Consider the following 26,319-nt stretch of genomic DNA (forward strand, 5'->3'; position numbering starts at 1 on the left):
TCCTCAGCGGGGAGTCAAAGACATGGCCAGCAAAACCATCGACACACAGATCAAGGCACTGCGCAAGAAGCTCGACAGCGCGGCCGCTTCGCGCAGGAAGCAGATCCTGGCGCTGCGCGCCAAGGCCGCCGACGCGGCGCTGCAGTGGGTGATGTCGCACGAGTCGCGCGTCAACCAGTTCAAGGGTGCCGTGAAGGGCACGCCGGTGGCCGCCGCTGTGGACAAGCTGATCGACCTGCTCAAGGCCGAAGCCAGGCCGGCGCGCAAGGCGCCTGCCAAGGCCGCCCGGAAGACGGCCAAGAAGGCCGTCCGCAAGGCGGCAAAGAAGGCGCCGCGCAAGGCCGTCGGCTGAGGCGGGTCGAAGCGACCTGCGTTCAGATGGTGGACCCGGAAAGCCGTCGGCACCCCCGACGGCTTTTTTGATGCTCCCGCCGATGACCCCGCCCTCCGCGACGCCGACGCTGCGCGACCGCATCCGCGCGCTCTACGAAGACGACAGTCGCCAGGCGATGCGCGTGCGCTGGGCGACGCTGGCGCTCGACGGCGCCCTGATCCTGTACTTCCTGGCGACGACCTTCGTCGAGCACGGACGCTGGATGGTCCTGGCGGATTACGGCATCGGCGCGGTACTCGCGGCGGAATGGCTGCTGCGACTGTGGATCGCGCGCGACCGCCTCGGATTCCTCACCCAGCCGCTGGTGGTGCTGGATCTGGCGGTGATCCTGTCGCTGTTCGCGCCCACCGTCACCGAGAACTTCATCTTCCTGCGCATCCTGCGGGCGCTGCGGCTGATGCGCTCCTACCACGTGCTCAAAAGGCTGCGCACGCAGGTCCGCTTCTTCGCGCAGCACGAGGCGGTCATCTTCAGCGCAGCCAACCTGCTGGTCTTCATCTTCGTGATCTCTGCTGCGGTGTATGCGCTGCAGGTGCGGGTGAACCACCAGATCGCCAACTACGTGGACGCGCTGTACTTCACGATCACGACGCTGACCACGACCGGCTTCGGCGACATCGTGATGATCGGCGAGTGGGGCCGCGTCGTCGCCATCGTCATCATGATCGTCGGCGTGTCGCTGTTCCTGCGCCTGATCCAGTCGATCTTCCGCCCGCGGCGCATCGAGTACGAATGCCCGGACTGTGGCCTCGACCGCCACGACCCCGACGCGGTCCATTGCAAGCATTGCGGCCGCCTCCTGCACATCCGCACCCATGGCGAACCGAATTGAGACCCTCGATCTGCTCTCGGCCATCGTGTCGGCCGATCACTGGCTGGTCGTGCTGATCACCGGCGTGCTCGCGGTGACGACGATGTTCATGCACTACGAGGCGCTGGAGCGGATGAACCACTCCATCTCCCACTGGCGGCTCAAGCAGCGCACGCGTGTTCTCGAACTCGTCGTCTGGATCGTCGCGCTGCACATCGCCGAGATCTGGATCTTCGGCGTCGGCCTCTACGCTGCCGTCCAGTTCCCGGATCTCGGCTACATCGCCGGTGCCGAACCGCTGAAACTGCTCGATGCGATCTACATGTCGGCGGTGACCTTCACGACCGTCGGCTATGGCGACCTCGCGCCCAAGGGGCCGATCCGGCTGATCCTGGCGGTGGAGTCGCTCATCGGACTGGTGCTGATCACCTGGTCCGCCTCGTTCACCTACCTGGAGATGCAGCGCTACTGGCGTCCGCGCTGAAGCCGCGGCGCGCCCGGTGCCTGACCGAGGTCAAGGAGGCCGTGGGCGGCATCTGCTAGCGTCGCGGCCGATCGTCCCTCCGAGAGCGCATGCCGATGACGAACCCGACACCCGCGAGTTCCGTGCCCCGCGCCGGCGCGGAACCCGGCGACACTCCGCGCTGGCACGCGCTCGACATCGAGTCTGCGCTCGCGGCCCTGCAGACGACGCCGCGCGGCCTCGACGCGGCGGCTGCCGATGCGCGCCTGCGCGCGCACGGCCCCAATCGGCTGCCGCAGCCGCCACGCCGCAGCGCCCTCAAGCGCCTGCTGCTGCAGTTCCACAACCTGCTGATCTACGTGCTGCTGGTGGCGGCGGTGCTGTCGCTCGTCCTGGGGCATGAGCTCGATGCCGTCGTGGTGCTCGCCGTCGTCGTGATCAACGCGGCGATCGGCTTCGTGCAGGAAGGTCGCGCCGAACGCGCGCTGGATGCGATCCGCGGCATGGTCGATCCGCAGGCGTCGGTCCTGCGCGACGGCCGGCGCACCACGCTGCCCGCCGAGCAGATCGTTGCGGGCGACATCGTGCTGCTCGAAGCCGGCGACCGGGTGCCCGCCGATCTGCGCCTGCTGCGCGCGCGCAACCTGCGCATCGACGAAGCGATCCTGACCGGGGAATCCGTACCGGTGGAGAAGTCCGAGGCGCCGGTGACGGCCGACGCGGTGCTGGGCGACCGCCGCTCGATGGCCTACTCCGGGACCTTCATCACCGCCGGCCAGGCCACCGGCATCGCCGTGGCCACCGGCGCACGCACCGAGCTCGGCCGCATCAGCCGCCTGCTCAGCGACGTCGATACCCTGCGCACGCCGCTGATCCGGCAGATGGATGCCTTCGCCCGGCAACTGACGCTGGTCGTGCTCGGCATGTCGGTGCTGGTGTTCGCCTTCGCGCTGTGGATGCGCGGCTACGCGGCGGAGGATGCGTTCATGGTCGTGGTCGGCATCGCCGTGGCCGCGATTCCGGAAGGACTGCCGGCGATCATGACCATCGCGCTGGCGATCGGCGTCCAGCGCATGGCCGCGCGCAATGCGATAGTCCGGCGCCTGCCCGCCGTCGAGACCCTCGGCTCGGTCTCGGTGATCTGCTCGGACAAGACCGGCACGCTGACCCGCAACGAGATGACCGCGCGCGGGGTCGTCGTCGGCAGCGGCGAGTACGAGGTCGGCGGCGTCGGCTACGCGCCGGACGGCGACTTCCGCAGCTGCGGGCACGCCACCGACCCGGCGCAGGATCCGCTGCTCGCCGAGATCGCACGCGCCGGCCTGCTGTGCAACGACGCCGACATCCGCCGGACCGAAGCCGGCTGGATCGTCGATGGCGATCCGATGGAGGGCGCGCTGGTCACCCTGGCGCACAAGGCGTTCGCCGACGCGCCATTGCTGCGCAAGCAGTTCCCGCGCACCGACGAGATTCCGTTCGATGCGCAGCACCGGTTCATGGCGACGCTGCATCACGGCCACGACGGCAGCGCCTTCATCCTGATCAAGGGCGCGCCCGAGCGCATCATCGCGATGTGCCGCTCTGCACGCGGCGCGGACGGCGACCGGCCGATCGACGCCGACGCATGGCACGGGGCGGCGGAGAAGCTGGCGGCGCATGGCCAGCGCGTGCTGGCATTCGCGGCCAAGGCGCTGCCGGAACCCAGGCAGAGCCTGAGTTTCGCCGACGTGGATCACGACGCCTGCCTGCTCGGCCTGGTCGGCTTCATCGATCCGCCGCGCGAGGAGGCGATCCGCGCGGTCGCCGATTGCCGGAGCGCTGGCATTCGCGTGGCGATGATCACCGGCGACCACGCCGTGACTGCGCGCGAGATCGCGCGTCAGCTCGGGCTGGCCGAGGCACCGGCCGTGCTGACCGGCAGCGAGCTGGACCGGCTCGACGACGCCGCGCTGCGCACCGCCGTGCGCGAGACCGCGGTGTTCGCGCGCACCACGCCCGAGCACAAGCTGCGTCTGGTACAGGCGCTGCAGGCCAATGGACAGGCCGTGGCGATGACCGGCGACGGCGTCAACGACGCACCGGCGCTCAAGCGCGCGGATGTCGGCATCGCGATGGGACGCAAGGGTACCGACGCCGCCAAGGAGGCGGCCGAGATCGTGCTGGCCGACGACAACTTCGCCTCCATTGTCGCCGCGGTGCGCGAAGGCCGCACGGTGTACGACAACGTGATGAAGGTCATCGCCTGGACACTGCCGACCAATGGCGGCGAGGCGCTGACGATCATCGCCGCCATCGCCATGGGGCTCGCGCTGCCGATCACGCCGCTGCAGATCCTGTGGATCAACATGGTGACGGCGGTCGCACTGGGCCTGACGCTGGCCTTCGAGCCGACCGAACCCGGCACGATGCGACGCCGGCCGCGCGCCGCCAGCCAGCCGATTCTCGACCGCAGCCTGGCCTGGCGCATCGCTTTCGTGTCGATGCTGTTCGTCGCCGGAGCGTTCTCGGTGTTCTTCTGGGCCGAACGGCGTGGCCTGCCGATCGAGTACGCGCGCACGCTGGTCGTGAACAGCATCGTCGCGATGGAAGTGTTCTATCTGTTCAGCGTGCGCTACGTGCACGGCACCGCGCTGACCTGGCGCGGCGTGCTCGGCACGCGTGCGGTGCTGATCGGCATCGCCACGGTGTTCGCCGCGCAGCTCGCGTTCACCTACCTGCCGGCGGCGCAGTCCGTCTTCGCCACGCGGTCACTGTCGCTGCTGGACGGCTGCGTCACGATCGCGATCGGCATCGCCCTGCTGTGCTGCGCGGAGCTGGAGAAGCGGGTGCGGCTGTCGCTGCAGAACTCGCGGAAGACGCCGTAGCAGTCTCAGGCGCCGGTGTCGCCGGGCGGCACCGCCAGCACATCGATGCGGGCGACGCGCATCACCGCCTCGGCGACGCTGCCGAGCATCTGCACGGCGAGCTGCCGCTGCCCGCGCGTGCCGAGCACCAGCAGATCCGCGCCGCAGCGCTCGGCCGCGGCCTGGATCACGGCCCCGGCCGCGCCGTCGTTGCGGTACAGCTCGATCGGCAGCGAAGGCAGGCCGTGCCGCTGCAGGAAGTGCACGACGTCCTGCTGCGCCTGCTGGCGCGCCTGCTCGACCATCTCGGCGCCGGCCACCGGCAGCCCCGGCGACCGCAGACCCAGATCGGCGGCGAGCGCATCGAAGACATGCAGCACGCTCACCGCCGCGCCGCGATCGAGGCCCAGCGCGTACACCGAGCGCAGCGCGGCGGCCGAGACCGCCGACAGATCGACGGCGACGGCGATCCGGCGATACGGTTCGACCGGCACCGCATTGCACATCAGCACCGGCCGCCGGCTCGTGCGCACCGTGCGCTCCGCGGTCGTGCCGACGAACACGTCGCGCAGCAGCTGCCGCCGGTGCGGCCCGATGACGACGAGATCCGCGCCGCTGTCGGAGACCGCCGACGCGATCCCCTCGAAGGGCTCGCCTTCGACCAGCCGCACATCGCAGTCGATGCCATCGACTTCGCGCAAGCCGCGCTGCATGCCTGCGAGCAGGGTCTCCGCCGCCCGGCGCTCGGCCTCCACCAGCGCGGCGGGACGATCCGGGTCGATCACGTGCACCAACGCCAGCGCGGCGGGCAGGGATTTCGCCAGCAGGCAGGCGCGACGCAGCGCCCGGTCCGAGCGGGTCGAGAAATCCGTGGCGATCAGCAGGCGTGGCATGTCGGGACGGTGTCCGCGTGGGCCTGGCCATACCTTAGCGCAGTGTCGGCTCCACCGAGCGCCGGCCGGACGCCGACTACAATGAGCGGCCCGGACGGCGCGGGATTCCCGCAGAGCCGTCTCCTCAATGCCGGAACCCGATGGAGTACGCCGTCCCCCAGATGCTGCTGCTGCTGGCCGCCGCGGTCGCGGTCGTGGTCGGCTTTCATCGGCTCAACATTCCGTCGAGCCTGGGGTACCTGCTGGTCGGCGTGCTGCTCGGACCGCACACCGCCGGGCCGGTCGTCCATCTGCAGCAGGTCGGCGAACTCGCCGAACTGGGCATCGTCTTCCTGCTGTTCACCACCGGGCTGAACTACTCGCTGCCGCAGATCAACGCCCTGCGCAGCCAGGTGCTCACGCAGGGTGCCGGACAGGTGCTTATGACCACCGTCTGCATCGGCGTCGTCGGCTGGCTGGCCGGACTGCCGGCTGCCGCGGCCTTCGTCATCGGCGCCGTGTTCGCGCAGTCCTCGACGACGATCATCGTCAAGCAGCTCAACGAACAGGGCGAACAGGACAGCCGGCACGGCCGGCTCGGGACGGCGATATCGGTATTCCAGGACGTCACCGCGGTCCCGTTCGTGGTGGTGATCCCGGCACTGGGCACCGCAGCGGCGGCGAGCACGATCGCGCTGGACCTGGGCTGGGCCGCGGCCAAGGCCGTGCTGGCCTTCGTCCTGGTGATCGTCCTGGGCCGCTGGCTGCTGCGCCCGCTGTTCCATCTGGTCGCAGAACTGCGCTCCGCCGAGGTGTTCACGCTGACCGTGCTGCTGGTGTCGCTGGCGGCGGGCTGGACCACCGAGCATTTCGGCCTGTCGATGGCCTTCGGCGCCTTCCTCGCCGGCATGATGCTCGGCGAGACCGAGTTCCGGCATCAGGTCGAAGCGACGATCCGGCCGTTCCGCGACGTGCTGCTCGGCCTGTTCTTCGTCGGCATCGGCATGCTGTTCGATCCGGCGCTGCTGCCGGCCATCTGGCCGTGGGCGCTGGCCGGCGCGCTCGCCCTGCTCGCCAGCAAGCTCGCGCTGGTGACGCTGATCGTCCGCTACTCGGGCGTCGATCTGCGCGCGGCCGTCCGCACCGGCCTGGTCGTCGCGGTCGGTGGCGAGTTCGGCTTCGCGCTGCTGGCGATCGCGCTCGGTGCCGGCGTCATCGACGAACGCACCGGCCAGATCGCGCTGACCGCCGTGCTGTTCTCGATGATCGCCGCGCCATTCCTGATCCGTCACAACCGCGCGCTCACCGCCTGGATCGGACGGACGGTGCCGCGCGCGGAGCAGAGCCCGGCGCCGCGTCCGGCGCCGGCGACCACCGGCCGGCTCAGCGGCCACGTCATCATCTGCGGGTACGGGCGCATCGGCCAGAGCGTCGCCAACCTGCTCGAAGTCGAAGGCATCCCGCACGTCGCGCTCGACCTCGATCCGGCGCGTGTCCGCGAGGCACACACCGCCGGTGAGCCGGCGTTCTACGGCGACGCCTCGGAGCGCGACATCCTCGAAGCGGTGGGCATCGCCACGGCACGGCTGATCGTGATCAGCCATTCGGAACTGCCGGCGGCGCGCAAGGTGCTGGACGTGGTCCGCAGCCTGCGGCCGGACCTGCCGGTGATGGTGCGCACGCGCGACGAGACGCACGTCGAGGAACTGCGCGCGGCAGGGGCGACCGAGGTGGTCCCGGAGACGCTGGAAGCCGGCCTGATGATCGCGACCCACGCCCTGCTGCTGCTGGGCACGCCGCTGTCGCGCATCGTGCGTCGCATCCAGAGTCAGCGCAGCGAGCGCTACCGCCTGTTGCGCGAGGTGTTCCTCGGCGATCCGCTGACGGAGAGCGCAGCCGACGCGAACGCCGACCGCCTGCGCGTCGTCGTGCTCGGCGACAACAGCACCGCGCGCGGCCGCAGCCTGGCGGAACTCTCGCTAGACGGCGTCGCCGTGACCGCGGTGGTGCGCAATGGCCAGCGCCGGCTGTCGCCGCCGCTCGACACCCGGCTGGAGGCGGGCGATGCGCTGGTGCTGTTCGGATCGCCGGAGGACCTGCAGGCCGCGGAGCAGAGACTGCTGACGCCGCTGCGGCGCGACAAGCACTGAACGAAGGACGGGACGCGCCGGCGTGCTGCGCGAGGGTGACGCTCCGCTATAGCTGGTCGATCATGTCGAGCGGACTGTTCCAGCGCCCGGGGCGGACGCTGACGTCGTCGTCGCGCGCGACGTCATAGTCCTCGCGTTCGATGTCGAGCGCTCCGGAATAGTCTTCCGGCGGCGCGCAGGGACGCGCGGACATCTGCAGCCAGGTGTCGAAATCGAAATCTTCGAGCGTGCCGTCGAAATGCTGCACCAGGACGACCTCGGCATCGGTGTCGATACCGATGATCTCGAACGGCTCGCCCTCGGTCTTGAACCACTGGCCGACCGCCAGGTCATTCAACCATTCCGCCATCTGCGCACCCCCGCATCGACCGTGATGCCCGGCGCCCGGCCCGAGGATTCCGGCCGCAGCCCGTTCGATGGTTGTACGCCGGTCAACGCCAGGCTTCAAGCGTGCGCTGCAAGGAGTCCCCGCAAGCGGCTGAAAGTCGGACGAATGCCCGGGCGGCGCGCTCAGGACGCGACCCGTGCCGCCTCGCGGCGCGCGATCAGCTCGGCGATCGCCGGCTTGAGGATCAGCTCCAGCGCGCGCTCCTGCTGCAGTCCCGGCACCACCATGGTCTGCGCCTGTGACTGGAACGCGCCCGGCAGCTCGTCGAGCAGCAGCTCGAAGTCGGCACGGATGCGGCTGTGTGCGTTGAAATGGATCACCACCAGGCTCTCCTCCGGGCGCGGGATCTCGCGCGCGTCGAGCGGATTGCTGGTATCCACCAGAGGCACGCGCTGGAAGTTGACGTCGGTGCGCGAATACTGCGGCACGATGTAATCGACGTAATCGGGCATGCGCCGCAGGATCGTGCGCCGTACCTCCTCCGGCTGGTAACCGCGCTCGGCGGTATCGCGACGGATCTTCTGGATCCATTCCAGATTGATCACCGGCACGACCCCGATCAGCAGGTCCATGTGGCGCGCGATGTTGACGTCCTCGCCGACATAACCGCCGTGCAGCCCCTCGTAGAACAGCAGGTCGGTATCCTGCGGCAGCCGCTCCCAGGGCGTGAAGGTGCCGACCGGCTGCCCGGCGGCATCGGCCTCCGCCTGCAGGTGCAGGTAATGCCGCGTCGTGCCGGTGCCGGACTCGCCGTACTCGCGCAGCAGCTGTTCGAGCCGCTCGAGCAGGTTGCCGGACGGGCCGAACAGCGAGAAGTTCTCGCCGCGGATACGTGCGCGTTCGAGCGTGCGGCGCAGCTGCTCGCGGTCGTAGGCGTGAAAGGCGTCGCCCTCGACGAAGGCGGCGCGCAGCTGCAGCTGCTCGAAGACGCGGTTGAACGCCTTGACCGCCGTGCTGGTGCCGGCGCCGCTGGAGCCGGTGATGCCGACGATGGGGTGAAGGGCGGACATGATGCGAATCAGCCTACCGGAGTCCGCATGACGACGGAATGTCAGACGCGCCGGTAGGCGAGATCGAACACGGCGTGGCCGAGACGTTCGCCGCGCAGCTCGAACTTGGTCTTCAGGCGCGTCGCCGGCCGCGGCACGTAGCGGCCGTCGGCTGCCTCGTTGCGCAGCGCCGGTTCGGCATTGAGCACGGCGAGCATGTGTTCGGCGTATTCGGCCCAGTCGGTCGCCAGCGACAGCAGGCCGCCGGACTTGAGGCGCGACGCCGCCAGACGCGCGAATTCCGGCTGGATCAGGCGGCGCTTGTGGTGGCGCTTCTTTTGCCAGGGATCGGGGAACTGGATGACGATCTCGTCGAGACTGCGTTCCGGCAGCCAGTCGCGCAGCACCTCGACGGCGTCGGCGCAGGCCACGCGCAGGTTGCCGCACCCCGCGGCCTGCGCGCGGCTGAGCAGGCGGCCGACACCGGGGCGATGGACCTCGACGCCGAAGAAGTCGCGCTCCGGCTCATCGACGACGCGGCTGAACAGGTGGTCGCCCATGCCGAAGCCGATCTCGAACACGAGCGGCGCACTGCGGCCGAACAGCCGCGCCGGATCGAGCGGCGCGTCCGGCTTCTCGACACCGTAGCGCGGCCACAGCGCTGCGAGCGCGCGCTGCTGGCCTTCGGTCATGCGCCCTTCGCGGCGTACGAACGAACGGATCTCGCGGCGGCGCACGACGTCGCCGGAGTGGGCGTCAGCGGGTTTCATGGGTCTGCATCCAGTCCGCCATCGCCTGCAGATCGGGGTGGCTGCCGTTGCGCAGCCGCGCGACCACCTGGGCGCGGTCGGCCGCGGTCCGGTTCTGGTTCATCTTGAACTTGGCATCGACGCGCGCGATCGGCATGCGGAAGGCGACGATGCTGCGCAGCATCGCCTCGAGCCGTTCGCCATCGAGCGCGCGCGTCCACGGCGGCGTGTTGTGCGCCTCGAACAGCGCGACGCTGCGGTCGATCAGCGCGAGCTTGTCGTCACGATCCTCGATCAGTTGCGGCTGGCCATGCGCGTGTACGGTCGCGTAGTTCCAGGTCGGCACCTCGCGCTCGGGTTGCACGTACCAGGACGGCGAAATGTACGCGTGCGGGCCATGGAACAGCGCCATCGTCCAGCCGCCGGCGAACTGCTGCCAGTGCGGATTGGCCTTCGCGAGGTGCCCGTACAGCTCGCCCCAGTCGCCGCCCGGCGCCCAGATCAACGGCACGTGGCTGACGCTGGGCTCGCCTGCGGACGCGGTGATCAGCGTGGCGAACGGATACGCGCGCATCAGCGCGACGGCGTCCTCGGACGCAGGTGCGGTGAAGTGGCGGGGCGTGTAGAGCGACATGTGAACGGAACCGGCTCGCAGCTATTGAAATCGTCATTCCCGCAGAGGCGGAAATCCAGGCAGCTCGCAGCCAATCGGGCGTTCTGGATGCCCGCCTGCGCGGGCTTGGCGGCGTTTGACCGGCCGGCTAGAACGGGAGGCCCTCGACGGGCGACGACGCGCTGGCATAGCGGCGGCGCGGCATGCGTCCGGCGCGGAACGCCTCGCGGCCGGCTTCGATCGCCTTCTTCATCGCACTGGCCATCAGCACCGGATCCCTGGCCTCGGCGATCGCCGTGTTCATCAGCACGCCGTCGCAGCCCAGCTCCATCGCGATCGCGGCATCGCTGGCGGTGCCGACACCGGCATCGACCAGGATCGGCACCTTCGCGTTCTCGACGATGGTCAGGATGTTGTACTTGTTCTGGATGCCCAGACCGGAGCCGATCGGCGCGGCCAGCGGCATCACCGCGACGCAGCCCAGGTCTTCCAGACGCCTGCAGACGATCGGATCGTCGCTGGTATAGACCATCACCTTGAAGCCGTCCGCGACCAGAACCTTCGCGGCTTCCAGCGTGGCCGGCACGTCCGGGTACAGGGTCTTCGGGTCACCCAGCACTTCGAGCTTGACCAGGTCGTGGCCGTCGAGCAGCTCGCGCGCGAGCCGGCAAGTGCGCACCGCGTCGTCGGCGGTGTAGCAGCCGGCAGTGTTCGGCAGGATCGTGTAGCGCGACGGCGGGATCACGTCGAGCAGGTTCGGCTCGTTCGCGTTCTGTCCGATGTTGGTGCGGCGCACCGCGACGGTGACGATCTCGGCGCCGCTGGCCTCGATCGCGCGGCGCGTCTGGTCGAGATCCTTGTACTTGCCGGTGCCGACGAGCAGCCGCGACCGGTAGGCGCGACCGGCGATCTGCAGGCTGTCTTCCACGAGAACTCCGGGGACGAAAAAGGGTGGCACGCGCGTGCCACCCTCGGGTCAGAAATCTGGAGCGGGCGATGGGAATCGAACCCACGCTAGAAGCTTGGGAAGCTTCAGTTCTACCATTAAACTACGCCCGCCCGGCCGACGCAGATTGTAGTCCAAGGCCGTGCCTCCCATTCAAGTCGCCTCGCTGGCCCATGCAGATCACCGTCAACGGCGACATCCGCCGGCTCGATCGCCCGACGACGATCGCCGACCTGCTCGCCGAACTGCAGCTCGGCGAACGCCGTGTCGCGGTCGAGCGCAACGGCGAGATCGTGCCGCGCTCGCGCCATGCCGCGACGCCGCTGGCCGACGGCGACGAGCTGCTGATCGTGCACGCGATCGGCGGCGGGTGATCCGACACGCCTGCGAAGCACCGCGTCGCGTGTCGGCGGACGCCCGGCCGGGGTCATCGAGCCGGCAGCGGTCGCGCCAGAGATGGCGCCACCGACCGACATTCGCGTGAGCCGCCTCTACCAGCTCGCCACCGCCGCAGCCACCAGCCCCGCCCCCGCCGCATCGATGCCGGAGCCGTGCTCGCGGTAGTCCTTGTCGAGCAGGTTGCGGCCGTCGAGCTGCAGGCGCAAGCCGTCGCGCGCCACCCACGCCAGGCGCAGGTTCAGCGTCGCCCATCCGCCGGTACCCCGCGGGTCGATGCGCACGTCGTCGCGGTCGTCGTCGTCGAGGCGTTCCTGGCGGCCGGCGAACTGCAGATAGGGTTCGATCGTCAGCGCGTGTGGTACCGCGAAGATCGCGCCGACCTGGCCGTTGAGCGGCGGGATGCGGTTGGCCGGCGTGGTCGGCGCGCCGTCGCGCAGTTCCTGGCCGCAGGTCCAGTTCAGCACTGCGTAGGCGTCGGTGACGCCGGCGCGCCAGCGCAGCGCGCTCTCGATGCCCCAGTAACGCGCCTCGGCGATGTTGCGGCTCTGCACCTCGACGCAGCCGTCGGCCTGCGTGCAGCCCAGCTCGCCGTTCGGGATCGTGTTGCCGGTCGGCTCGCGCGGCTCGATGCGATCGTCATGGTCGGCGAAAAACGCGGTGATCTCCGCGCGCAGGCCACCGGCGCGCCAGCGCAGGCCGGTGTCGAAGGACGTCACCGTTTCCGGCCGCAGGTCCGGATTGGGCACGTTGACCTGGTTGCTGTTCGGGCGCGGGCCGAGCGTGCCCAGGTCAAAGATGTTGGGCGCACGGAAGCCGCGCGCCGCGGTCGCGGTCCACGCGAGACGCTCGCTCAGGTCGAGCAGCGTGCCGAGCTGCCAGGTCAGGTCGTCGTCCGCGAACTCCGCCGGCTCGCTGACCGCCGTCGCCGGCAGGTCCGTGGCGACGCGGCTGTAGCGCAGGCCGGCATCGACACGCCAGCGCGGCAGCGCGCGCCATTCGCCGTGCACATAGACGCCGAGGCTGTCCTGCTGCGCGCCGTCGGGGAAGGTGCTGGTCGTGTCGGTCGTCGCGCCGGTCGCGATCGTCGTGCGCTGCCTGGTGCTGTCCACCGTGTCGCGGTACAGGTCGAATCCGTAGCGCAGGCGCAGCGTGTCGCCCAGCGGCGTCCACGCCTGCAGCGTGAACCCGTCGAGCGTGCTCCGGTTCTGCTCGGTGTCGATGCGACTGTCGTTGGGCTGACGCAGGCGGTCGTCCTCGACCTGCTGCTGCGCGAGATGGATCTCGATGCCGTGCAGCATGCCCAGCGGTTCGAGGTAGCGGTAGCGTGCGTGCACGAACTGGCGGTCGTTGGGCTGGAAGTATGACTGAACGTCCCCGCCCGGTCCGCCCGGACCGCCGGCGACGTCGAAATAGCGCGCCAGCTTCGGATACTCGAAATACTGGCCGCCGAGCATCAGCTCGTGCCGCGCACCCGGCGTCCACCGCAGCTTGGCGTCGTAACCGCGCGCCAGGTAGTCGGTCAGCGCCTCGCGGCCACCGCCGCCGAGGTCGCGCTCGCCGTAATCCATGAACGTGAAGCCACCGGACAGGGCGACATCGCGGTTTCCGGCCGCCGCCTCGACGCGCGCGATGCGCGCGAGGTCGGCGCTACCGTACTGCAGACGCAAGGCGCCGGCGGTGTCCCAGTCCTCGCCGTCGAAACGGTACTCGGGGGTGAGGATCTGCACGACGCCGCCCATCGCATCCGAGCCGTACAGCGTGGCGCCGGGCCCGCGCTGCAGTTCGACGCGCTCTATGTTGTACGGATCGACCAGCGCGATGTACTGGCTCGGCGAGTTGCGGAAGAACGCGTTGTTCAGGCGCATGCCATCGACCAGGTGCAGCACCTCCGAGCCCTTGAGCCCGCGCACGATGACGATGCCCTGCCCCGGTCCCGAGGCCTGCGTGAACGCGCCGGCCTGGCCGCGCAGCAGGTCGGTCCAGGTCTGCGGCGCTTCGCGCTCGATCTGTGCACGCGTGACCACGGTCAGCGCCTGCGCAACCTCGTCCTCTGCCGCGTCGCTGCGGCTGGCCGTGACCTGCTGCGGCTCCAGCTGCACGGCCTCGTCGGCCGCCCGCGCGACGCCGCCCAGCACCAGCATCGCGGCCCATCCGGCCGCCACCCTGACACGCTTCATTCCCCTGCTCCCCGCACCGCACGCGCGACGGCGCGCACTGTGGCCGCTCGTTAAGGATTTGTAAACGCGGGAATCCCCTCAGCACGGGCGCTTGGGCTGCACCGGAGGCTCTGGCATGCTCGCGCCGTCCACCCGCGCCCGCTGCCCATGCACATCCTCGTCATCGAAGACGACCGCGACATCGCCGAAGGCATCCGCGAGTACCTGCACGCACACGGCCATGCGACCGAGCTGGCCCACGACGGCGGCAGCGGCCTGCGCAAGGCTGCGCAGAACCGTTACGACGCGATCGTGCTCGACCGCATGCTGCCGCGCATCGACGGCGCGGAACTGTGCCGGCGGCTGCGCGCCCAGGCGCAGACCACGCCGGTGCTGATGCTCACCGCGCTCGGCAGTCTCGACGACAAGCTCGAAGGCTTCGGCGCCGGCGCCGACGATTACCTGGTCAAGCCGTTCGCACTGGCCGAGCTTGAAGTGCGCCTGCAGGCGCTGCAGCGCCGCACCGCGCAGGCCCCGGCGGTGCCGGACACGAGCTTGCAGGTCGCCGACCTGCGCTACGACCCGGTCCGGCTGCTGGCGACACGCCAGCAGAAGACTCTGGTGCTGACGCCGACGACGCGGCGCCTGCTCGAACACCTGATGCGCGAGTCACCGCGCGTCGTCGCGCGCGGCGAGCTTGAGCAACTGCTGTGGGGCGAGCAGGTGCCGGAGGACGACGTGCTGCGCATCCACATGCACGCGCTGCGCGCTGCGATCGACCGGCCGTTCAAGCGCAAGCTGCTGCACACCGTGCACGGCGTCGGCTATCGCCTGTCCGACGATGCGGTCTGAACTGCGGCGGCGCGTCGGGCTGGCGCTGTTCGGCCTGTCGGTCGCGGTCGGCACGCTGGTCGGCGGCGTGCTGTGGTTCGGGCACGCCTGGATGGAACAGACCGTGCTCGCCTCGATCCTGCAGCGCGAGGCCGCGTCCCTGCTCGCCGCCCCGGCGGCGCCCGGCACGGTCGTCAGCACCGCGCAGGGTATCTCGCTGTACGAGGCTGACCCCGCCCGGCCCGACGCCATGCCGGCGGCGCTGCGCCGCCTCGCGCCCGGTTCGCACCGCGACGTGCACATGGACGGCCGCGAGTTCCACGTGCTGGTCGGCGAACGCGGCAACGGCCAGCGCTACTACCTCGCCTACGACGTGACGCGCTTCGCGCAGCGCGAACGCTGGCTGATCGCCGTGGTCGCTGCGGCGCTGGCGCTCGCGGCGTTGCTGTCCCTGCTGGCCGCGCGCGCGATCGCGCAACGGCTGACGACGCCGGTGGACTCGCTGGTCGCGCGCATCCGCGCGCTCGATCGCGAACGCCTGCAGCCGCTGCAGACGCAGCCCGGCGATCGCCAGTTCGGCGCCGTGATCGAAGCGATCAACGGCCTGGTCGCGGAAATCGAGCAGCGCGTACAGCGCGAGCGCGCCTTTGCCGCCGCCGCCGGCCACGAGCTGCGCACGCCGTTGACCTCGATCCGCATCGCCGCCGACATGATCGCGCCGGCGACCGAAGCGGACCGCGAACGCCTGCGCCGCGTGCAGCGCGCGGTGACGACCGCGAGCGCGACGCTCGACACGCTGCTGCAGGCCGCGCGCGGCAGCGAATCGGAGCCGGCCGGTGCGCTGGCGCTGCACGAGCAGCTGCCGGTCTGGGCCGAACCCTGGCTCGCCGGCACCACCGCGCAGGTGCGCTGGCAGCTGGCCGAGGTGCGCGCCGCCGTGCCGGCCGCGGCCTTCGCGACGATCTTCACGAATCTCCTGCGCAACGCCCTCAAGGCCGCACCCGAGGGCCACATCACCGTCACGCTCGAAGCGGGCTGCCTGCGCGTGGCCGACGACGGCGACGGCATCGACCCGGCGCTGCTGGCGCACGTCTTCGAGCCCGGTACGCACGGCCGCGCCGGCGGCAGCGGCATCGGCCTGTACCTGTCACGCCTGCTCGCGCAGCGCCAGAACTGGACACTCGACGTGCGCAACGGGGCGCACGGCGGCGCGGTCGCCGAACTGCGCTTCTGACCCGCCTCCGCGTTCATCGGCCGGTCGGGCGGAGCGGCTACACTCCGCGTTCCCGAGTCACGCGTTCCCACCCATGGCCAAGCCGCTCAAGATCGTCCTCGCCATCATCGGTGTCCTGCTGCTGCTGATCGTCGCGGCGGCCGTGGCGCTGCCGCTGTTGTTCGACCCGAACAGCTTCCGCGGCCGCGTCGGCGGCATCGTCCACGAGCAGACCGGCCGCACGTTCGAAGTCGGCCGCATCCAGCTGCAGGTCTTCCCGTGGCTCCGGGTCGCGCTCGCCGACGCCCGGCTCGGCAACGCCGAAGGTTTCGGCACCGAGCCCTTCGCCGAGATCCGCCAAGTCGGCGTCGGCGTCAAGCTGATGCCGCTGCTGCTGCACCGCCAGGTCCAGGTCAGCAGCGTCAAGCTCGACGGCCTGCGCCTGAACCTGGCGGTGAACAAGGAAGGCGTCGGCAACTGGCAGGACCTGCTCGACCGCCAGAAGCCGGCGGAGACACCGGCACCCGAACCCGTGCAGGTCGAAGCGAAGGTCCGGATCGAGGACATCGACATCGGCGGCATCGCCGTCAGCAACGCCTCGATCGGCTACCGTGACGCCAAGGCGGGGACGGCCTACCGCATCGAACCGCTGAGTCTCGAAGTCAGCGCGTTCAAGCCCGGCAAGCCCTTCGACGTCGTGCTCGATCTGCTGGCGCAGGCCGAGCAGCCGGCGGCGCAGGCCGCGATCCAGCTCGGCGCGCACGTGATTCCGGACCTCAAGGCGCAGCGCTTCCAGATCGAAAAGCTCAAGGGCACGATCAAGGCCGATGGCAGGAAGATCGCCGATGGCAAGGATGCCAGCGCGGAAGTCACGTTCGACGGTGACCTCAGCGCCGACCTGAACGCCCAGCGCATCGAAACCGGGCCGCTCGACATCCGCTTCAAGGCCCAGGGCCTCGACCTGAATGCGGACGGCCGCGTCGGCCTCGCCCTCGTCGCCGATCTCGCGGCGCAGGTGTTCAGCATCGACGGCCTCGACCTGGCGATCAAGGCCGCCGGCAAGCCACTGCCCGGCGGCAGCCAGGACGTGAAGCTGAGCGGCACGCTGCGTTACGACCAGAAAACCGGCGCACTGGCCTTCGACAACGGCCGCGTGCAGGCGCTGGGGCTGGACGTCACCACGCAGATCAAGGGCGAGGGCCTCGCCGGCGAACACCCGAAGCTGTCAGGCCCGATCGCCATCGCGCCGTTCTCGCCGCGCGAACTGCTGAAGAAGCTCGACGTGCCGCTCGACACCGCCGACCCGAAAGCGCTGTCGCGCGCCAGCTTCAAGGCGCAGTACGGCGGCAGTTTCAAGTCGGCCACATTCAACGATTTTCAGCTGAGCCTCGACGACAGCACCATGCAGGGACGGCTGGCCGTCAGCGACTTTGCGACACAGGCGCTGGAGTTTGCACTCAGGCTCGATGCCATCGATGCCGACCGTTACCTGCCCCCCAAGAAAGCGGAAGAAGCCGGCAAGCCGCCGGCGCAGGGCGGCGGCGACATCAATGACATCAAGCTGCCGACCGAGGCGCTCGAACAGCTCAACGCCAACGGCACGATCGACATCGGCCGGATGACGATAAACGGCCTCAAGCTCACCGACGTGCGCCTGAAGCTCAGCGGCAGCGGCAAGGCGCCCAAGACCCAGGATCTGACCGCCAGGCTGTACGGCGGCACGGTCAACCTGAGCAACCGCTACGCGGCGGACGGCGCGCCGACCTTCGCGCTGAAAACCAGCCTCAATGCCTTGAGTGCGGCGCCCTTCCTGCAGGACTTGCTGGGCAAGGACTACGTCAGTGGCCTGGGCAGCGTGCAGCTGGATCTCAACAGCCGTGGCGCCACCGTCGGCGAACTGCGCAAGGCGCTCAACGGCAGCGTCGCGGTCAAGGTGGAGAATGGCGCGGTCAAGGGCTTCAACCTCGGTCAGATTCTGCGTCAGGGTCAGGCGCTCCTCGCCGGCCAGGCCGCCCCCACCGAAACCGAACCGCAGACGACGGACTTCGCCACCCTTGCGGCCAGCGCGACGATCACCAACGGCGTGCTCAGGACCAGCGACCTCGCCGCCGCCAGCCCCGCCTTCCGGCTCGCCGGCAGCGGCCAGATCGATCTCGCCAACGAAACCATCCGCTTCCTGGCCAAGCCGACCGTCGTCGAGACGAGCCAGGGCCAGGGCGGCAAGGGCCTGGACCAGCTCAGGGGCCTGACCGTGCCGATCGAGATCAGCGGCAACCTGTTCTCGCCCAAGTACAAGCTCGACCTCGAAGGCGTGCTCAAGGACAAGGCCAAGGAACAGCTGAAGAACCAACTCGCCAAGGAACTGGACCTGCCCAAGGGCCAGGCCACCGAGCAGCAGCTCAAGGAAAAGGCCGCCGAGAAGTTGGGCGACCTGCTGTTCGGCCGGAAGAAGAAGGACAAGCAGCCGGAACCGACACCCGCGCCGGCCGAGCCGACGCCGCCGACGTGAGGACCGCGCTGGCGATGCTCATCGCCGCGCTCTGCACACCCGCTGCCGCCGCCGACGTGCAGACGCTGCAGATCGAACGCGCCGCGCCGCTCTACCGCATGCATCTGGTCGCACGGCTCGACAGCCCGCTGGCGCAGAGTTTCGGCGTGTTCCGCGACTTCTCCAACCTCCCGCGCATCAACGACGCGATCGAAGTCGCACGCAGCATGACCGGCGCAACACCGGGCGCACAACGCCTGTACACGCGCATCCGCGTCTGCGTCTGGTTCTTCTGCACGCATCTCGACCAGGTGCAGGACATCGTCGAGGTACGGGAACACGGCGCGCTCGGCCTGGACGCGCGCGTGATTCCCGAACTGAGCAACCTGCGCTACGGCCGCGCCCGCTGGCGCATGACGCACTGCGGCCGACAGACCTGCCTCGACTTCCAGGCCGAGCTCGAACCCGACTTCTGGATCCCGCCGCTGATCGGCCCGTGGGCGATCGAACGCGCGATGCGCAACGAGGCGCTGCAGACCGCGCAGGGCATCGAGCGGCTCGCGCGCACCGGAACATCCCCGTGAGCGCGCCGCCGGCCTTCGCCATCCGCCTGCTGGACTGGCATGCGGCGCACGGCCGTCACGACCTGCCGTGGCAGCAGCCGCGCGATCCCTACCGCGTCTGGCTGTCGGAAATCATGCTGCAGCAGACGCAGGTCGGCACAGTGATCCCGTACTTCGAGCGTTTCGTCGCGCGCTTCCCCGACGTGGTCGCGCTGGCACATGCGCCGATCGACGAGGTGCTCGCGCTGTGGTCGGGGCTGGGCTACTACGCCCGCGCCCGCAACCTGCACCGCTGCGCGCAGCAGCTCGTCGAACGCCACGGCGGCGCATTCCCGCGCACGCTCGATGCGCTGAGCGAGCTGCCCGGCATCGGCCGCTCGACCGCCGGCGCGATCCTCGCGCAGGCGTTCGGCCTGCGCGCCGCGATCCTCGACGGCAACGTGCGCCGGGTGCTGGCGCGCCACGCCGCGATCGACGGCTGGCCCGGCGCGCCGGCGGTGCAGAAGCGGTTGTGGGCGCTGGCCGAGCAACACCTGCCGCAAGAACGTCTGGCGGACTACACGCAGGCATTGATGGACCTCGGCGCCACGGTCTGCACGCCGCGACGCCCCGCCTGCGCGCGCTGTCCGGTCGCGACCGACTGCAAGGCCTTGGCGCTGGGCGCCGTGGAACGCTATCCGCAGCCGCGTCCCCGGAGAACCCGCCCGCTGCGCCATGCGCGCCTGCTGTTGGCCTCGAACGGCGACGGCGAGCTGCTGCTGGAGAAGCGCGCGCCGCTGGGCATCTGGGGCGGGCTGTGGTGCCCGCCGCTGCTCGACGATGCGCAACTCGCCAGCGGCGGCTGGGCACAGGGCCTGCTCGACGGCGCGAGCCCGCGGACGCTGCCGGCGCTGCGCCACGGCTTCACCCACTTCGACCTCGAACTGCAGCCGCTGCGCATCGAGCTGCAACACATTGACGTTCTCGCCGAGCCCGGTCGCTGGCGCTGGGTTAGGCTATCCGAGCTGCCGGAACTCGGTCTGCCCGCGCCGGTCCGCAAACTCATCGCCTCCGCACTCCAGCCCGTCGCAACATGAGCCGCACCGTCCATTGCATCAAGCTCGGCATCGACGCCGAAGGACTCGACCGCCCGCCGCTGCCCGGCCCGCTCGGTCAGCGCATCTACGAACACGTGTCGCGGCGCGCGTGGCAGGACTGGATCGCGCAGCAGACGCGCCTGATCAACGAGTACCGCCTGGTCCTCGCCGACGCCCAGGCGCGCAAGTTCCTCAGCGCGGAGATGGAGCGTTACTTCTTCGGCGACGGCCACACCGCCGAGACGGGTTACGTGCCGCCGGCGAAGCCGTGAGCACGCGCGCGGTGATTCGGCGCGAGACCCGTGCGCATCGAATGAATCACCGCGCCGCAGCGGGAACACAGAACCGTTCCGGTGCCAACCGTCCGCCGGAGCCACCCGCTCGGCAGGCATGACCCGGCGCTGCGGCGCGGGCTCGGTTTTTGAGCCCGACAGCCGGAACAATCTCCGGCATGCAGTTAAATCCTCCGCATGCCGTCGTTTTGCCATTGCCGCGCGCTGCAGCCTCGTGCATCGCGCCTCCGTCTCCCGCAGTGCGCGCGCGGCTGTGGCTGCCGGGTCATGTCTTCGGCAACAACGACGACGATCCGCGGCTGTGGCTGATTCTCGCCGACGGCCGGGTACTCGCCTTCCGGCTGGCGAAGGCCGTCCCCGGCGACGACAGCGTGATCGCTGCGCTGGCCGGAGCCGTGGCGGACGACATGCGCGGTAGCATCTGGAAAATCGAACACCCCGCTTTCGGCCAAGCACAAGTGCTCTACGCCGCGCCGGTCCTGCCGGCGCCGAACAAGGACCATGCCGGCTTCTTGTTCGATCCCGGCTACCAGCGTTTTGCCCGCCTGCTCGACGCCGAGGTCATGTGCCTGCTGCTCGCGCTGGAGCGGGCGCCGACGCCGGCGGCCATCACCCGCCGAGACGGCGCGGCCCCGCACCCGCTGCCGCAACGCTTCTACGCCTCGGTACGCAACTACAACCGGCTGGCCACGCTGCCGCCCGAACTGCGCATGCGGCGCGCGCAGGCGCTCGGCCGCTTCCCGGCGCTGACCGTCCCGATCCTACTCACCGCCCACCCCGGGCCCAATGTCTGGGGCGGCAAACGCCATGCCTGGCGCGAGACAGATCCGGCCGTGGAAGCCGCGATCGACGCCGGCCGCGATCTCGCCGCGGCGCTGGCGCAGCACTACCGCATCTCCAAGGGGCTGGTACGCGCGCCGGTGAATGCCGCCCACTGGCCGGCGCCCAGCCCTGCGATGCGCCGGAGGTGGCTGGCGCTGCTCGATGCACTGCCCGACAACCAGCGCCCCACTCCGGCCGATTTCGAGCGCTGGCATCTGTATCTCGCCAACTACTTCGCGTTGCTGGGCGCCGACGACCGCGCCGCTTCGCCGCCTCAGCAGCCCGCCGTGCATCGCGGCGCGTTTCGGCTCGGGTGGACACGCACCTGGGAAACCGCCGCACGACGCTACGGCGACCTGCACGCGTGCCTGGCCGATTGCCGCGATTTCCTGCAGGCCGCACGCGAACGGGCCGCCACGCTGCTGGGACGCCCGTATGGGCCGGGTGCCGGCCGGCTCGCCGCCGCCTGGCTCGCATGCCACGGGCTGTTGGGCTTGTTCGCCGCCTCGGCGCGGTGGCACCGGCAGCGGCCCGTGCTCGACCGCTGGCAAACACCGGACGGGTTCCGGCTGCCGGCGATCCTGGAGCGCCACGACGCGTGCGGGCGTTTCGCGACGGAACTGCTCTCGCCCGCGGAACTCGCCCGTGAAGGCGAAGAGCTGCGGCACTGCGTCGGCAGCTACTGGCCCGACTGCGTCGCCGGCGACCGCATCTTCGCCCTGCGCCTCGCCGATGGCGAGCGCGCCACCGCGCAGTACCATCCCAGCCTGCACGACGAGAGTCCCCACGACACCCGGTACCGCCTCGTGCAGCTGCGCGGCCCGTGCAACGGCGAGGTCAGTCCTGCGATGACGGCGTGGGCTGCGGTCGTCGCCGTGGCGCTCAATGCCCCGTCACGGCAGGAGGCCCGCCGGGCGGCGCTGGAGACACGCAGTCGGCTCGACATCGCGCGCGTCGATGCACGGCGCCGCGCAGCTTGGCTGGACGCCAAGTCCGAGCGCCAGCTGCAGCAGACCCTCGCGTGGCTGAATCAGCAGCCGCTGCCACCCGAACCCCTGCTGCTGACCCATGTCGCCGGCTACCCGCATCACGCCGGGCCGCGACTCGAAGCGCGATTCGCCGTCGGCCAGCCGCTCGCTTTGGTGCGTGAACCGGACAACCCGCACGACCAGCTGGCGGTGCGCCTCGACTGGCAGGGCCAGAAGCTCGGCTACGTGCCGCGCGCCGTGAACGCCGAAATCGCCCAAAGGCTCGATTCCGGCGAGCCGCTGGCCGCACGCATCGTCGAGATCGATCCCGAGGCGCCGCCGTGGCAAAGGGTAGCTTTTGTCGTCGATGCACCCGAGCCCCGTGCGCAAGCGCGACCCGCATGACCCTCATCGACGAGACCGTCAGCCGATCGGCCGAAGCCCGTGGTGTCGGGAAAGCCGGAAATGAAAACGCCCAACGGGAGAAGGTTGGGCGTGAAAGTCTGGTGGTGGGCTTCACTTTTGATTTTAACCTGCGATCACCAGCAATGGGCTGACCTCCCAAGATGCGCGCGACCAGGCGGAATCAGGAGGGACGTACGCCTCGCCCGCCCGAACACGCTGGACTCCTTGAAGCATCTGGGCGGCCAACACCGAATCGCCTGGTTCGGGATCGTGGCTTGGCTTCGGGCTGCGTGAGCCGGCAGACCTGTTCCGGCTGCCGCTTGGCTTCTCGGCTGAGAAGCGCGTTCATACCGGCCACGCTCACAGACCGACAGGCTCATGACTTCCAAGGTGTTGGCGCTTGCCGCGCCAGACGATCACAGCTACGCCCGACTGCCGCGCCTGCGGCATCGGTTTAGCGTCGATCAAGACCGTCATGCTGAGGTTGATCCCACGCATTCCGCATTGTGGGAGCCGCTCCAATACTGTCGAATGCAGTACATTTGCAGTGGTTTCTGGAGAGCCTATGGCCACGAGCAAGACCGCCACGCTGACCTTTCGCATCGACCCCGGACTGAAAGAGGCTCTTCGCCTCGCGGCGGATCAGGAGCACCGATCCATTGCAAACATGATCGAGGTTCTGATCCGGAACTACTGCGAGCAGCGCGGCATTGCGATTCCGCTCTCCAAGGAAGCCAAGAACAACCACGGAGCGCGTTCATGATCAAGACGGTCAAGCAGGCCTGCCGGTTCAATCCAATCATCCGTGACTACCGGATGAGCCAAGGCATCGAGAACCTCGCAGAGCTCATCCGAGACGAGGGCGACGGCCGCGAGTTCTTTTCCCGCAACTACGTCACGCATGGCATGGAGCAGCTGTTCCGCGAGGGGCTCCTGCGCCTGTCCGGCAAGTCTGACCAAGCGGTCTTCGAGCTCACCCAGGCGATGGGTGGCGGTAAGACGCACATGATGATCGCGCTCGGCCTGCTTGCGCGACACCCCCATCTGCGCTCGGAAGTTCTGCCCGCCGACTTGGCCGCACGTATCGAATTTGGTGAGGCACGCATTGCCGCCTTCAACGGCCGCAACAACCCGGACAACTACATCTGGGGCGAGATCGCAAGCCAACTCGGTGCCGAGGATGCCATCAAGCCCTACTGGGTTAATGGTCCCAAAGCCGTCGATCAACGCAAGTGGAAGGAAATCATCGGTGACAAGCCAACGTTGATCCTGCTCGATGAGCTGCCGCCCTATCTCGACAACGCCAGCACCCTGCGCTACGGGGAAGGCACGCTGGCCAACATGGTGGTCTACAGCCTCTCCAGTTTGATGAGTGCTGCGCTGGAGTTGCCCAACTGCGCCATCGTCGTTGCAAATCTCTCCGGAAGCTACAAAGCTCAGACGAAGGCTCTCGCGGACGCGATTTCCAATCTCCAGCAGGAGACGCGCCGGCAAGCGATGACGATCACGCCGGTGCAACTGGCCGGCAATGAGATCTACGAGATCCTCAAGAAGCGGCTCATCGACGAGCTGCCCGACGAGCGTGTCATCGCCGACGTGGCCGAGGAGTACGCCCAGCAGATCAAGAAGGCCGAGGACGGCGGCTACATTGTTGCCAGCAGCATCGAGCAGATCGCCGAGCAGGTGCGGGAGACCTATCCCTTCCATCCCTCGTTCAAGCACTTGGTCGCCTTGTTCAAGGAGAACGAAGGGTTCCGCCAAACCCGCGGCCTGATGCAGTTCACCGCTCGACTCCTCAAGAGCGTCGAGGAACGCGAAGCGGATGACGTCTTTCTGATCGGCACGCAGCATCTCAACCTCAACGACGATCAGGTCAAGGACGAGATCGAACGCATCGCACCGAAGCTGATGCCGGCCGTCACGCGGGACATCGCCGACAACGGCAACGCAATTGCCGAACACATCGACGACGAGCTAGGTTCTGATGCCGCGCGACAGGTGATGACCCTGCTGCTGGCCTCCAGCCTGTCCCGCGCTGTCGGGGGGCGGATCGGTCTCTCCGAGAGCGAGCTCATCGAGTTCCTGGCCGCCCCGCAGCGCAAGCCCGACGAGTTCCTTCAAGCCATGCAGCGGCTGCGCGAGGCCGCTTGGTACCTCCACCGCGAGGAACAACGGTTCTTCATCAAGGAAACGGAGAACCTGTCACGCCAAATCGAGCGCAATGCCAAGGAAGTCCCTCAGCCCAAGGTCGATCAGGCGCTGATCAATCGGCTTACCGGCATCCTTGAGCCGGTTCGCAAGATTGCGTACCAGGATGTGCAGGTTCTGCCCAAGCTCGACGAACTGAAGCTGGGCGGCCCCCGGACGCTCATCGTGATCAAGCCCGATGGCAAGGTTCCCCCCAGTGAGCTGCAGAACTTCTTCGACTATCAGCAGGAGAAGAACAACCTGCTGGTGCTCACGGGCCAGGACAGCCTGTTGGCGGATGCGGTCGAGGATCGGCTGCGCGAGCTCTACGCGATCGAGCAGATCCACAAACGGCTTCGGCCTGGCGACACGCTGTTCGAAGAAGCGCGCGACCGGCTGGAGGAAGCTGAAGACCGCTTCGGAAAAGCGCTGTCGGCCGCCTACAACCGCCTCTATTTCCCCATCAACGACCCGATGGATGGTTGCGACAAGCTCGCCGGCGTCACCATCGACCAAGGGCTCAAGATCGGTGAGAAAGATCAGTCTGCCGAAGCGCAGATCGAGAGTCTGCTCGCAAGCCCCAGGGCCGATTACAAGCTCGTACGGGAATTGACCCGTGACAACCTGGACGAATACTTCGCGCAGGCCGAGGAATACCTCTGGCCCTCCGGCAAAGACAACCGCCGCACGCCGTGGAAGGACGTCGTCACGCGCGCCAAGTGCTTAGCCCTGTGGCCCTGGATGCCGGGGGCGAGCGGGCTGGACACCCTCAAGACGGAGGCATTGAAGCAAGGCCGTTGGCGCCTGGGTGAAGACGGCTACATCGAGAAAGGCCCCTTCCCCAAGGACAAGGCCACGGTCAATGTGTCCGTCGTCAACGTGAAGGCCGACTCGGGCGAGACGGTGTTGAGCCTGACGCCCCGCCATGCGGGCGCGAGCCCCGTGGTCTATTGGTCGACCAAGCCCGAGGTCACGGACAAGGATCAGAAGGTCGATGACCTCGACAACTTCGCAACGACGGAGGGGACGCTCTACTTCTGGGTGAAGGACACCACCGGGCAGCACGAAAGTGCCCCGCCCGTGCGCTGGTTGGCCGACCTGAAGATCCGTCACCAGGTTGAGCCCGCTGCCGACAAGCGCCGTGTGCGCCTGGAGGCCACCCCGCGCGCCGATCTCTTTTACACGCTTGATGGCTCCAACCCGAAGGACGGCACGCGGTATGAGGGCCCGTTCGAGGTCGGCGCGGCAAGCTATCGCCTGCTGGTGTTTGCCCGCGCCGGAGAAGCCAACAAGACCGCCGACTTCCAGATCCCGGCCAGTGGCGACAAGACGGTTCAGATCGTCGACGCCAAGCCGGCTCGCCTGCAGGCGAAGCGCGTGTCTCTCGACACCACCGACCGTGTATTCGGGGTCATCAATCGCTTCCGCGATCAACCCGGCACGCGATTCAAGGGCGTTCGCATCGAGATCGGCGAAGGCGAAAACACCGTGACCGTGCGCTTCCAAGAGCGCGAAGTCACAGCCGCCATGATCGAAGGCGTCGTCAACAGCCTTCGAGAAGTGCTCAACGAGCCCGAAGCCTTGGTCAACATCGCCATCGCCGATGGCATTCAGTTCGACACGGGCTTTGCGCTCAAGGAGTTCGCGAAGATTGCTGGTGTTGAGCTCAAACCGGGCGACGTGAGCCAGGAGGAATGACC

The 26,319-nt window shown here is 68.8% G+C and carries 23 protein-coding genes and 1 tRNA gene; 16 read left to right on the top strand and 8 right to left on the bottom strand.

The annotated features are described in order from the left end of the window. Nucleotides 1-22: 22 nt before the first annotated feature. The 4 genes from AAG565_RS01305 to AAG565_RS01320 all read left to right on the top strand — a co-directional run bounded on the left by AAG565_RS01305 (nt 23) and on the right by AAG565_RS01320 (nt 4,532). Complete coding sequence (locus AAG565_RS01305; RefSeq protein ID WP_348817733.1) at nt 23-352, top strand: hypothetical protein; 330 nt, start codon at nt 23-25, stop codon at nt 350-352. An 82-nt stretch (nt 353-434) separates the two neighbouring features. Continuing rightward, on the top strand, nt 435-1,226 hold the full coding sequence (locus tag AAG565_RS01310; protein ID WP_348817734.1) for an ion channel: 792 nt from the start codon (nt 435-437) through the stop codon (nt 1,224-1,226). Beyond that, nucleotides 1,210-1,689, top strand: coding sequence for a potassium channel family protein (locus AAG565_RS01315; protein ID WP_348817735.1), 480 nt, complete (start codon nt 1,210-1,212; stop codon nt 1,687-1,689). The genes AAG565_RS01310 and AAG565_RS01315 overlap by 17 nt, the downstream gene beginning before the upstream one ends. An 89-nt stretch (nt 1,690-1,778) precedes the next feature. Further along, nucleotides 1,779-4,532, top strand: a complete 2,754-nt coding sequence (locus AAG565_RS01320; protein ID WP_348817736.1) for a cation-transporting P-type ATPase — start codon at nt 1,779-1,781, stop codon at nt 4,530-4,532. Between the two features lie 5 nt (nt 4,533-4,537). On the opposite strand, the gene AAG565_RS01325 is transcribed toward AAG565_RS01320, so the two are convergent. Beyond that, nucleotides 4,538-5,404 (bottom strand): universal stress protein, encoded by an 867-nt coding sequence (locus AAG565_RS01325; RefSeq protein WP_348817737.1) that lies wholly within the window; start codon nt 5,402-5,404, stop codon nt 4,538-4,540. A gap of 140 nt (nt 5,405-5,544) precedes the next feature. On the opposite strand from AAG565_RS01325, the gene AAG565_RS01330 reads away from it, so the two are divergent. After that, nucleotides 5,545-7,533, top strand: a complete 1,989-nt coding sequence (locus AAG565_RS01330; protein WP_348817738.1) for a cation:proton antiporter — start codon at nt 5,545-5,547, stop codon at nt 7,531-7,533. A 46-nt stretch (nt 7,534-7,579) separates the two neighbouring features. Here the strand turns inward: AAG565_RS01330 and AAG565_RS01335 are convergent, their stop codons facing one another. From AAG565_RS01335 to AAG565_RS01360, 6 genes are all read right to left on the bottom strand, one after another. Then, nucleotides 7,580-7,882: a DUF6763 family protein gene (locus AAG565_RS01335; RefSeq protein WP_348817739.1), complete on the bottom strand. Its 303-nt coding sequence runs from the start codon at nt 7,880-7,882 to the stop codon at nt 7,580-7,582. A gap of 161 nt (nt 7,883-8,043) precedes the next feature. Next, nucleotides 8,044-8,931 (bottom strand): phosphoribulokinase, encoded by an 888-nt coding sequence (locus AAG565_RS01340; protein ID WP_348817740.1) that lies wholly within the window; start codon nt 8,929-8,931, stop codon nt 8,044-8,046. Between the two features lie 41 nt (nt 8,932-8,972). Continuing rightward, nucleotides 8,973-9,680, bottom strand: a complete 708-nt coding sequence (gene trmB, locus AAG565_RS01345; protein ID WP_348817741.1) for a tRNA (guanosine(46)-N7)-methyltransferase TrmB — start codon at nt 9,678-9,680, stop codon at nt 8,973-8,975. After that, the gene (locus AAG565_RS01350) at nt 9,667-10,293 is read right to left on the bottom strand and encodes an FMN-binding negative transcriptional regulator (protein ID WP_348817742.1); all 627 of its coding nucleotides are present in this window, start codon (nt 10,291-10,293) and stop codon (nt 9,667-9,669) included. The genes trmB and AAG565_RS01350 overlap by 14 nt, the downstream gene beginning before the upstream one ends. A gap of 127 nt (nt 10,294-10,420) precedes the next feature. After that, nucleotides 10,421-11,200 (bottom strand): thiazole synthase, encoded by a 780-nt coding sequence (locus AAG565_RS01355; protein ID WP_348817743.1) that lies wholly within the window; start codon nt 11,198-11,200, stop codon nt 10,421-10,423. A 57-nt stretch (nt 11,201-11,257) separates the two neighbouring features. Continuing rightward, nucleotides 11,258-11,331: transfer RNA gene (locus AAG565_RS01360), tRNA-Gly, on the bottom strand. Between the two features lie 60 nt (nt 11,332-11,391). Here AAG565_RS01360 and thiS point away from each other — a divergent pair. After that, nucleotides 11,392-11,592 (top strand): sulfur carrier protein ThiS, encoded by a 201-nt coding sequence (gene thiS, locus AAG565_RS01365; RefSeq protein ID WP_348817744.1) that lies wholly within the window; start codon nt 11,392-11,394, stop codon nt 11,590-11,592. Nucleotides 11,593-11,709: 117 nt separating this feature from the next. On the opposite strand, the gene AAG565_RS01370 is transcribed toward thiS, so the two are convergent. Beyond that, nucleotides 11,710-13,794 (bottom strand): TonB-dependent receptor, encoded by a 2,085-nt coding sequence (locus AAG565_RS01370; RefSeq protein WP_348817745.1) that lies wholly within the window; start codon nt 13,792-13,794, stop codon nt 11,710-11,712. A gap of 147 nt (nt 13,795-13,941) precedes the next feature. On the opposite strand from AAG565_RS01370, the gene AAG565_RS01375 reads away from it, so the two are divergent. The 10 genes from AAG565_RS01375 (at nt 13,942) to AAG565_RS01420 (ending at nt 26,317) form a co-directional block, all read left to right on the top strand. Continuing rightward, nucleotides 13,942-14,625 carry a response regulator transcription factor gene (locus AAG565_RS01375; RefSeq protein ID WP_348817746.1) on the top strand — a complete coding sequence of 228 codons (684 nt, stop codon included), beginning with the start codon at nt 13,942-13,944 and terminating at the stop codon, nt 14,623-14,625. Beyond that, complete coding sequence (locus tag AAG565_RS01380) at nt 14,615-15,838, top strand: HAMP domain-containing sensor histidine kinase (RefSeq protein ID WP_348817747.1); 1,224 nt, start codon at nt 14,615-14,617, stop codon at nt 15,836-15,838. The genes AAG565_RS01375 and AAG565_RS01380 overlap by 11 nt, the downstream gene beginning before the upstream one ends. Before the next feature lie 73 nt (nt 15,839-15,911). Beyond that, nucleotides 15,912-18,326, top strand: a complete 2,415-nt coding sequence (locus AAG565_RS01385) for an AsmA family protein (protein WP_348817748.1) — start codon at nt 15,912-15,914, stop codon at nt 18,324-18,326. Then, a complete protein-coding gene (locus AAG565_RS01390) occupies nt 18,323-18,889 on the top strand; it encodes a hypothetical protein (RefSeq protein ID WP_348817749.1) in 567 nt (188 codons plus the stop codon). The genes AAG565_RS01385 and AAG565_RS01390 overlap by 4 nt, the downstream gene beginning before the upstream one ends. Further along, a complete protein-coding gene (mutY, locus tag AAG565_RS01395; RefSeq protein WP_348817750.1) occupies nt 18,886-19,944 on the top strand; it encodes an A/G-specific adenine glycosylase in 1,059 nt (352 codons plus the stop codon). Before AAG565_RS01390 ends, mutY begins: the two co-directional genes overlap by 4 nt. Then, a complete protein-coding gene (locus AAG565_RS01400; protein WP_348817751.1) occupies nt 19,941-20,216 on the top strand; it encodes an oxidative damage protection protein in 276 nt (91 codons plus the stop codon). Before mutY ends, AAG565_RS01400 begins: the two co-directional genes overlap by 4 nt. A gap of 260 nt (nt 20,217-20,476) precedes the next feature. Next, nucleotides 20,477-22,432, top strand: a complete 1,956-nt coding sequence (locus tag AAG565_RS01405; RefSeq protein WP_348817752.1) for an HIRAN domain-containing protein — start codon at nt 20,477-20,479, stop codon at nt 22,430-22,432. Beyond that, a complete protein-coding gene (locus AAG565_RS01410) occupies nt 22,429-22,584 on the top strand; it encodes a hypothetical protein (protein WP_348817753.1) in 156 nt (51 codons plus the stop codon). The genes AAG565_RS01405 and AAG565_RS01410 overlap by 4 nt, the downstream gene beginning before the upstream one ends. A gap of 413 nt (nt 22,585-22,997) precedes the next feature. Continuing rightward, entirely contained in the window at nt 22,998-23,195 is a 198-nt protein-coding gene (locus AAG565_RS01415) for a ribbon-helix-helix protein, CopG family (protein ID WP_348817754.1), read from the top strand. Beyond that, nucleotides 23,192-26,317, top strand: a complete 3,126-nt coding sequence (locus AAG565_RS01420; RefSeq protein ID WP_348817755.1) for an anti-phage-associated DUF499 domain-containing protein — start codon at nt 23,192-23,194, stop codon at nt 26,315-26,317. The genes AAG565_RS01415 and AAG565_RS01420 overlap by 4 nt, the downstream gene beginning before the upstream one ends. The last annotated feature ends 2 nt before the right edge of the window (nt 26,318-26,319 follow it).

The organism is Fontimonas sp. SYSU GA230001 (assembly GCF_040066175.1).
In the GTDB taxonomy this organism is placed as follows: domain Bacteria; phylum Pseudomonadota; class Gammaproteobacteria; order Nevskiales; family Nevskiaceae; genus Solimonas.

Coding starts and splice junctions, on each gene's coding strand:
- AAG565_RS01305 (WP_348817733.1), top strand. CDS start 23: ATGGCCAGCAAAACCATCGACACACAGATCAAGGCACTGCGCAAGAAG.
- AAG565_RS01310 (WP_348817734.1), top strand. CDS start 435: ATGACCCCGCCCTCCGCGACGCCGACGCTGCGCGACCGCATCCGCGCG.
- AAG565_RS01315 (WP_348817735.1), top strand. CDS start 1,210: ATGGCGAACCGAATTGAGACCCTCGATCTGCTCTCGGCCATCGTGTCG.
- AAG565_RS01320 (WP_348817736.1), top strand. CDS start 1,779: ATGCCGATGACGAACCCGACACCCGCGAGTTCCGTGCCCCGCGCCGGC.
- AAG565_RS01325 (WP_348817737.1), bottom strand. CDS start 5,404: ATGCCACGCCTGCTGATCGCCACGGATTTCTCGACCCGCTCGGACCGG.
- AAG565_RS01330 (WP_348817738.1), top strand. CDS start 5,545: ATGGAGTACGCCGTCCCCCAGATGCTGCTGCTGCTGGCCGCCGCGGTC.
- AAG565_RS01335 (WP_348817739.1), bottom strand. CDS start 7,882: ATGGCGGAATGGTTGAATGACCTGGCGGTCGGCCAGTGGTTCAAGACC.
- AAG565_RS01340 (WP_348817740.1), bottom strand. CDS start 8,931: ATGTCCGCCCTTCACCCCATCGTCGGCATCACCGGCTCCAGCGGCGCC.
- trmB (WP_348817741.1), bottom strand. CDS start 9,680: ATGAAACCCGCTGACGCCCACTCCGGCGACGTCGTGCGCCGCCGCGAG.
- AAG565_RS01350 (WP_348817742.1), bottom strand. CDS start 10,293: ATGTCGCTCTACACGCCCCGCCACTTCACCGCACCTGCGTCCGAGGAC.
- thiS (WP_348817744.1), top strand. CDS start 11,392: ATGCAGATCACCGTCAACGGCGACATCCGCCGGCTCGATCGCCCGACG.
- AAG565_RS01370 (WP_348817745.1), bottom strand. CDS start 13,794: ATGAAGCGTGTCAGGGTGGCGGCCGGATGGGCCGCGATGCTGGTGCTG.
- AAG565_RS01375 (WP_348817746.1), top strand. CDS start 13,942: ATGCACATCCTCGTCATCGAAGACGACCGCGACATCGCCGAAGGCATC.
- AAG565_RS01380 (WP_348817747.1), top strand. CDS start 14,615: ATGCGGTCTGAACTGCGGCGGCGCGTCGGGCTGGCGCTGTTCGGCCTG.
- AAG565_RS01385 (WP_348817748.1), top strand. CDS start 15,912: ATGGCCAAGCCGCTCAAGATCGTCCTCGCCATCATCGGTGTCCTGCTG.
- AAG565_RS01400 (WP_348817751.1), top strand. CDS start 19,941: ATGAGCCGCACCGTCCATTGCATCAAGCTCGGCATCGACGCCGAAGGA.
- AAG565_RS01410 (WP_348817753.1), top strand. CDS start 22,429: ATGACCCTCATCGACGAGACCGTCAGCCGATCGGCCGAAGCCCGTGGT.
- AAG565_RS01415 (WP_348817754.1), top strand. CDS start 22,998: ATGGCCACGAGCAAGACCGCCACGCTGACCTTTCGCATCGACCCCGGA.
- AAG565_RS01420 (WP_348817755.1), top strand. CDS start 23,192: ATGATCAAGACGGTCAAGCAGGCCTGCCGGTTCAATCCAATCATCCGT.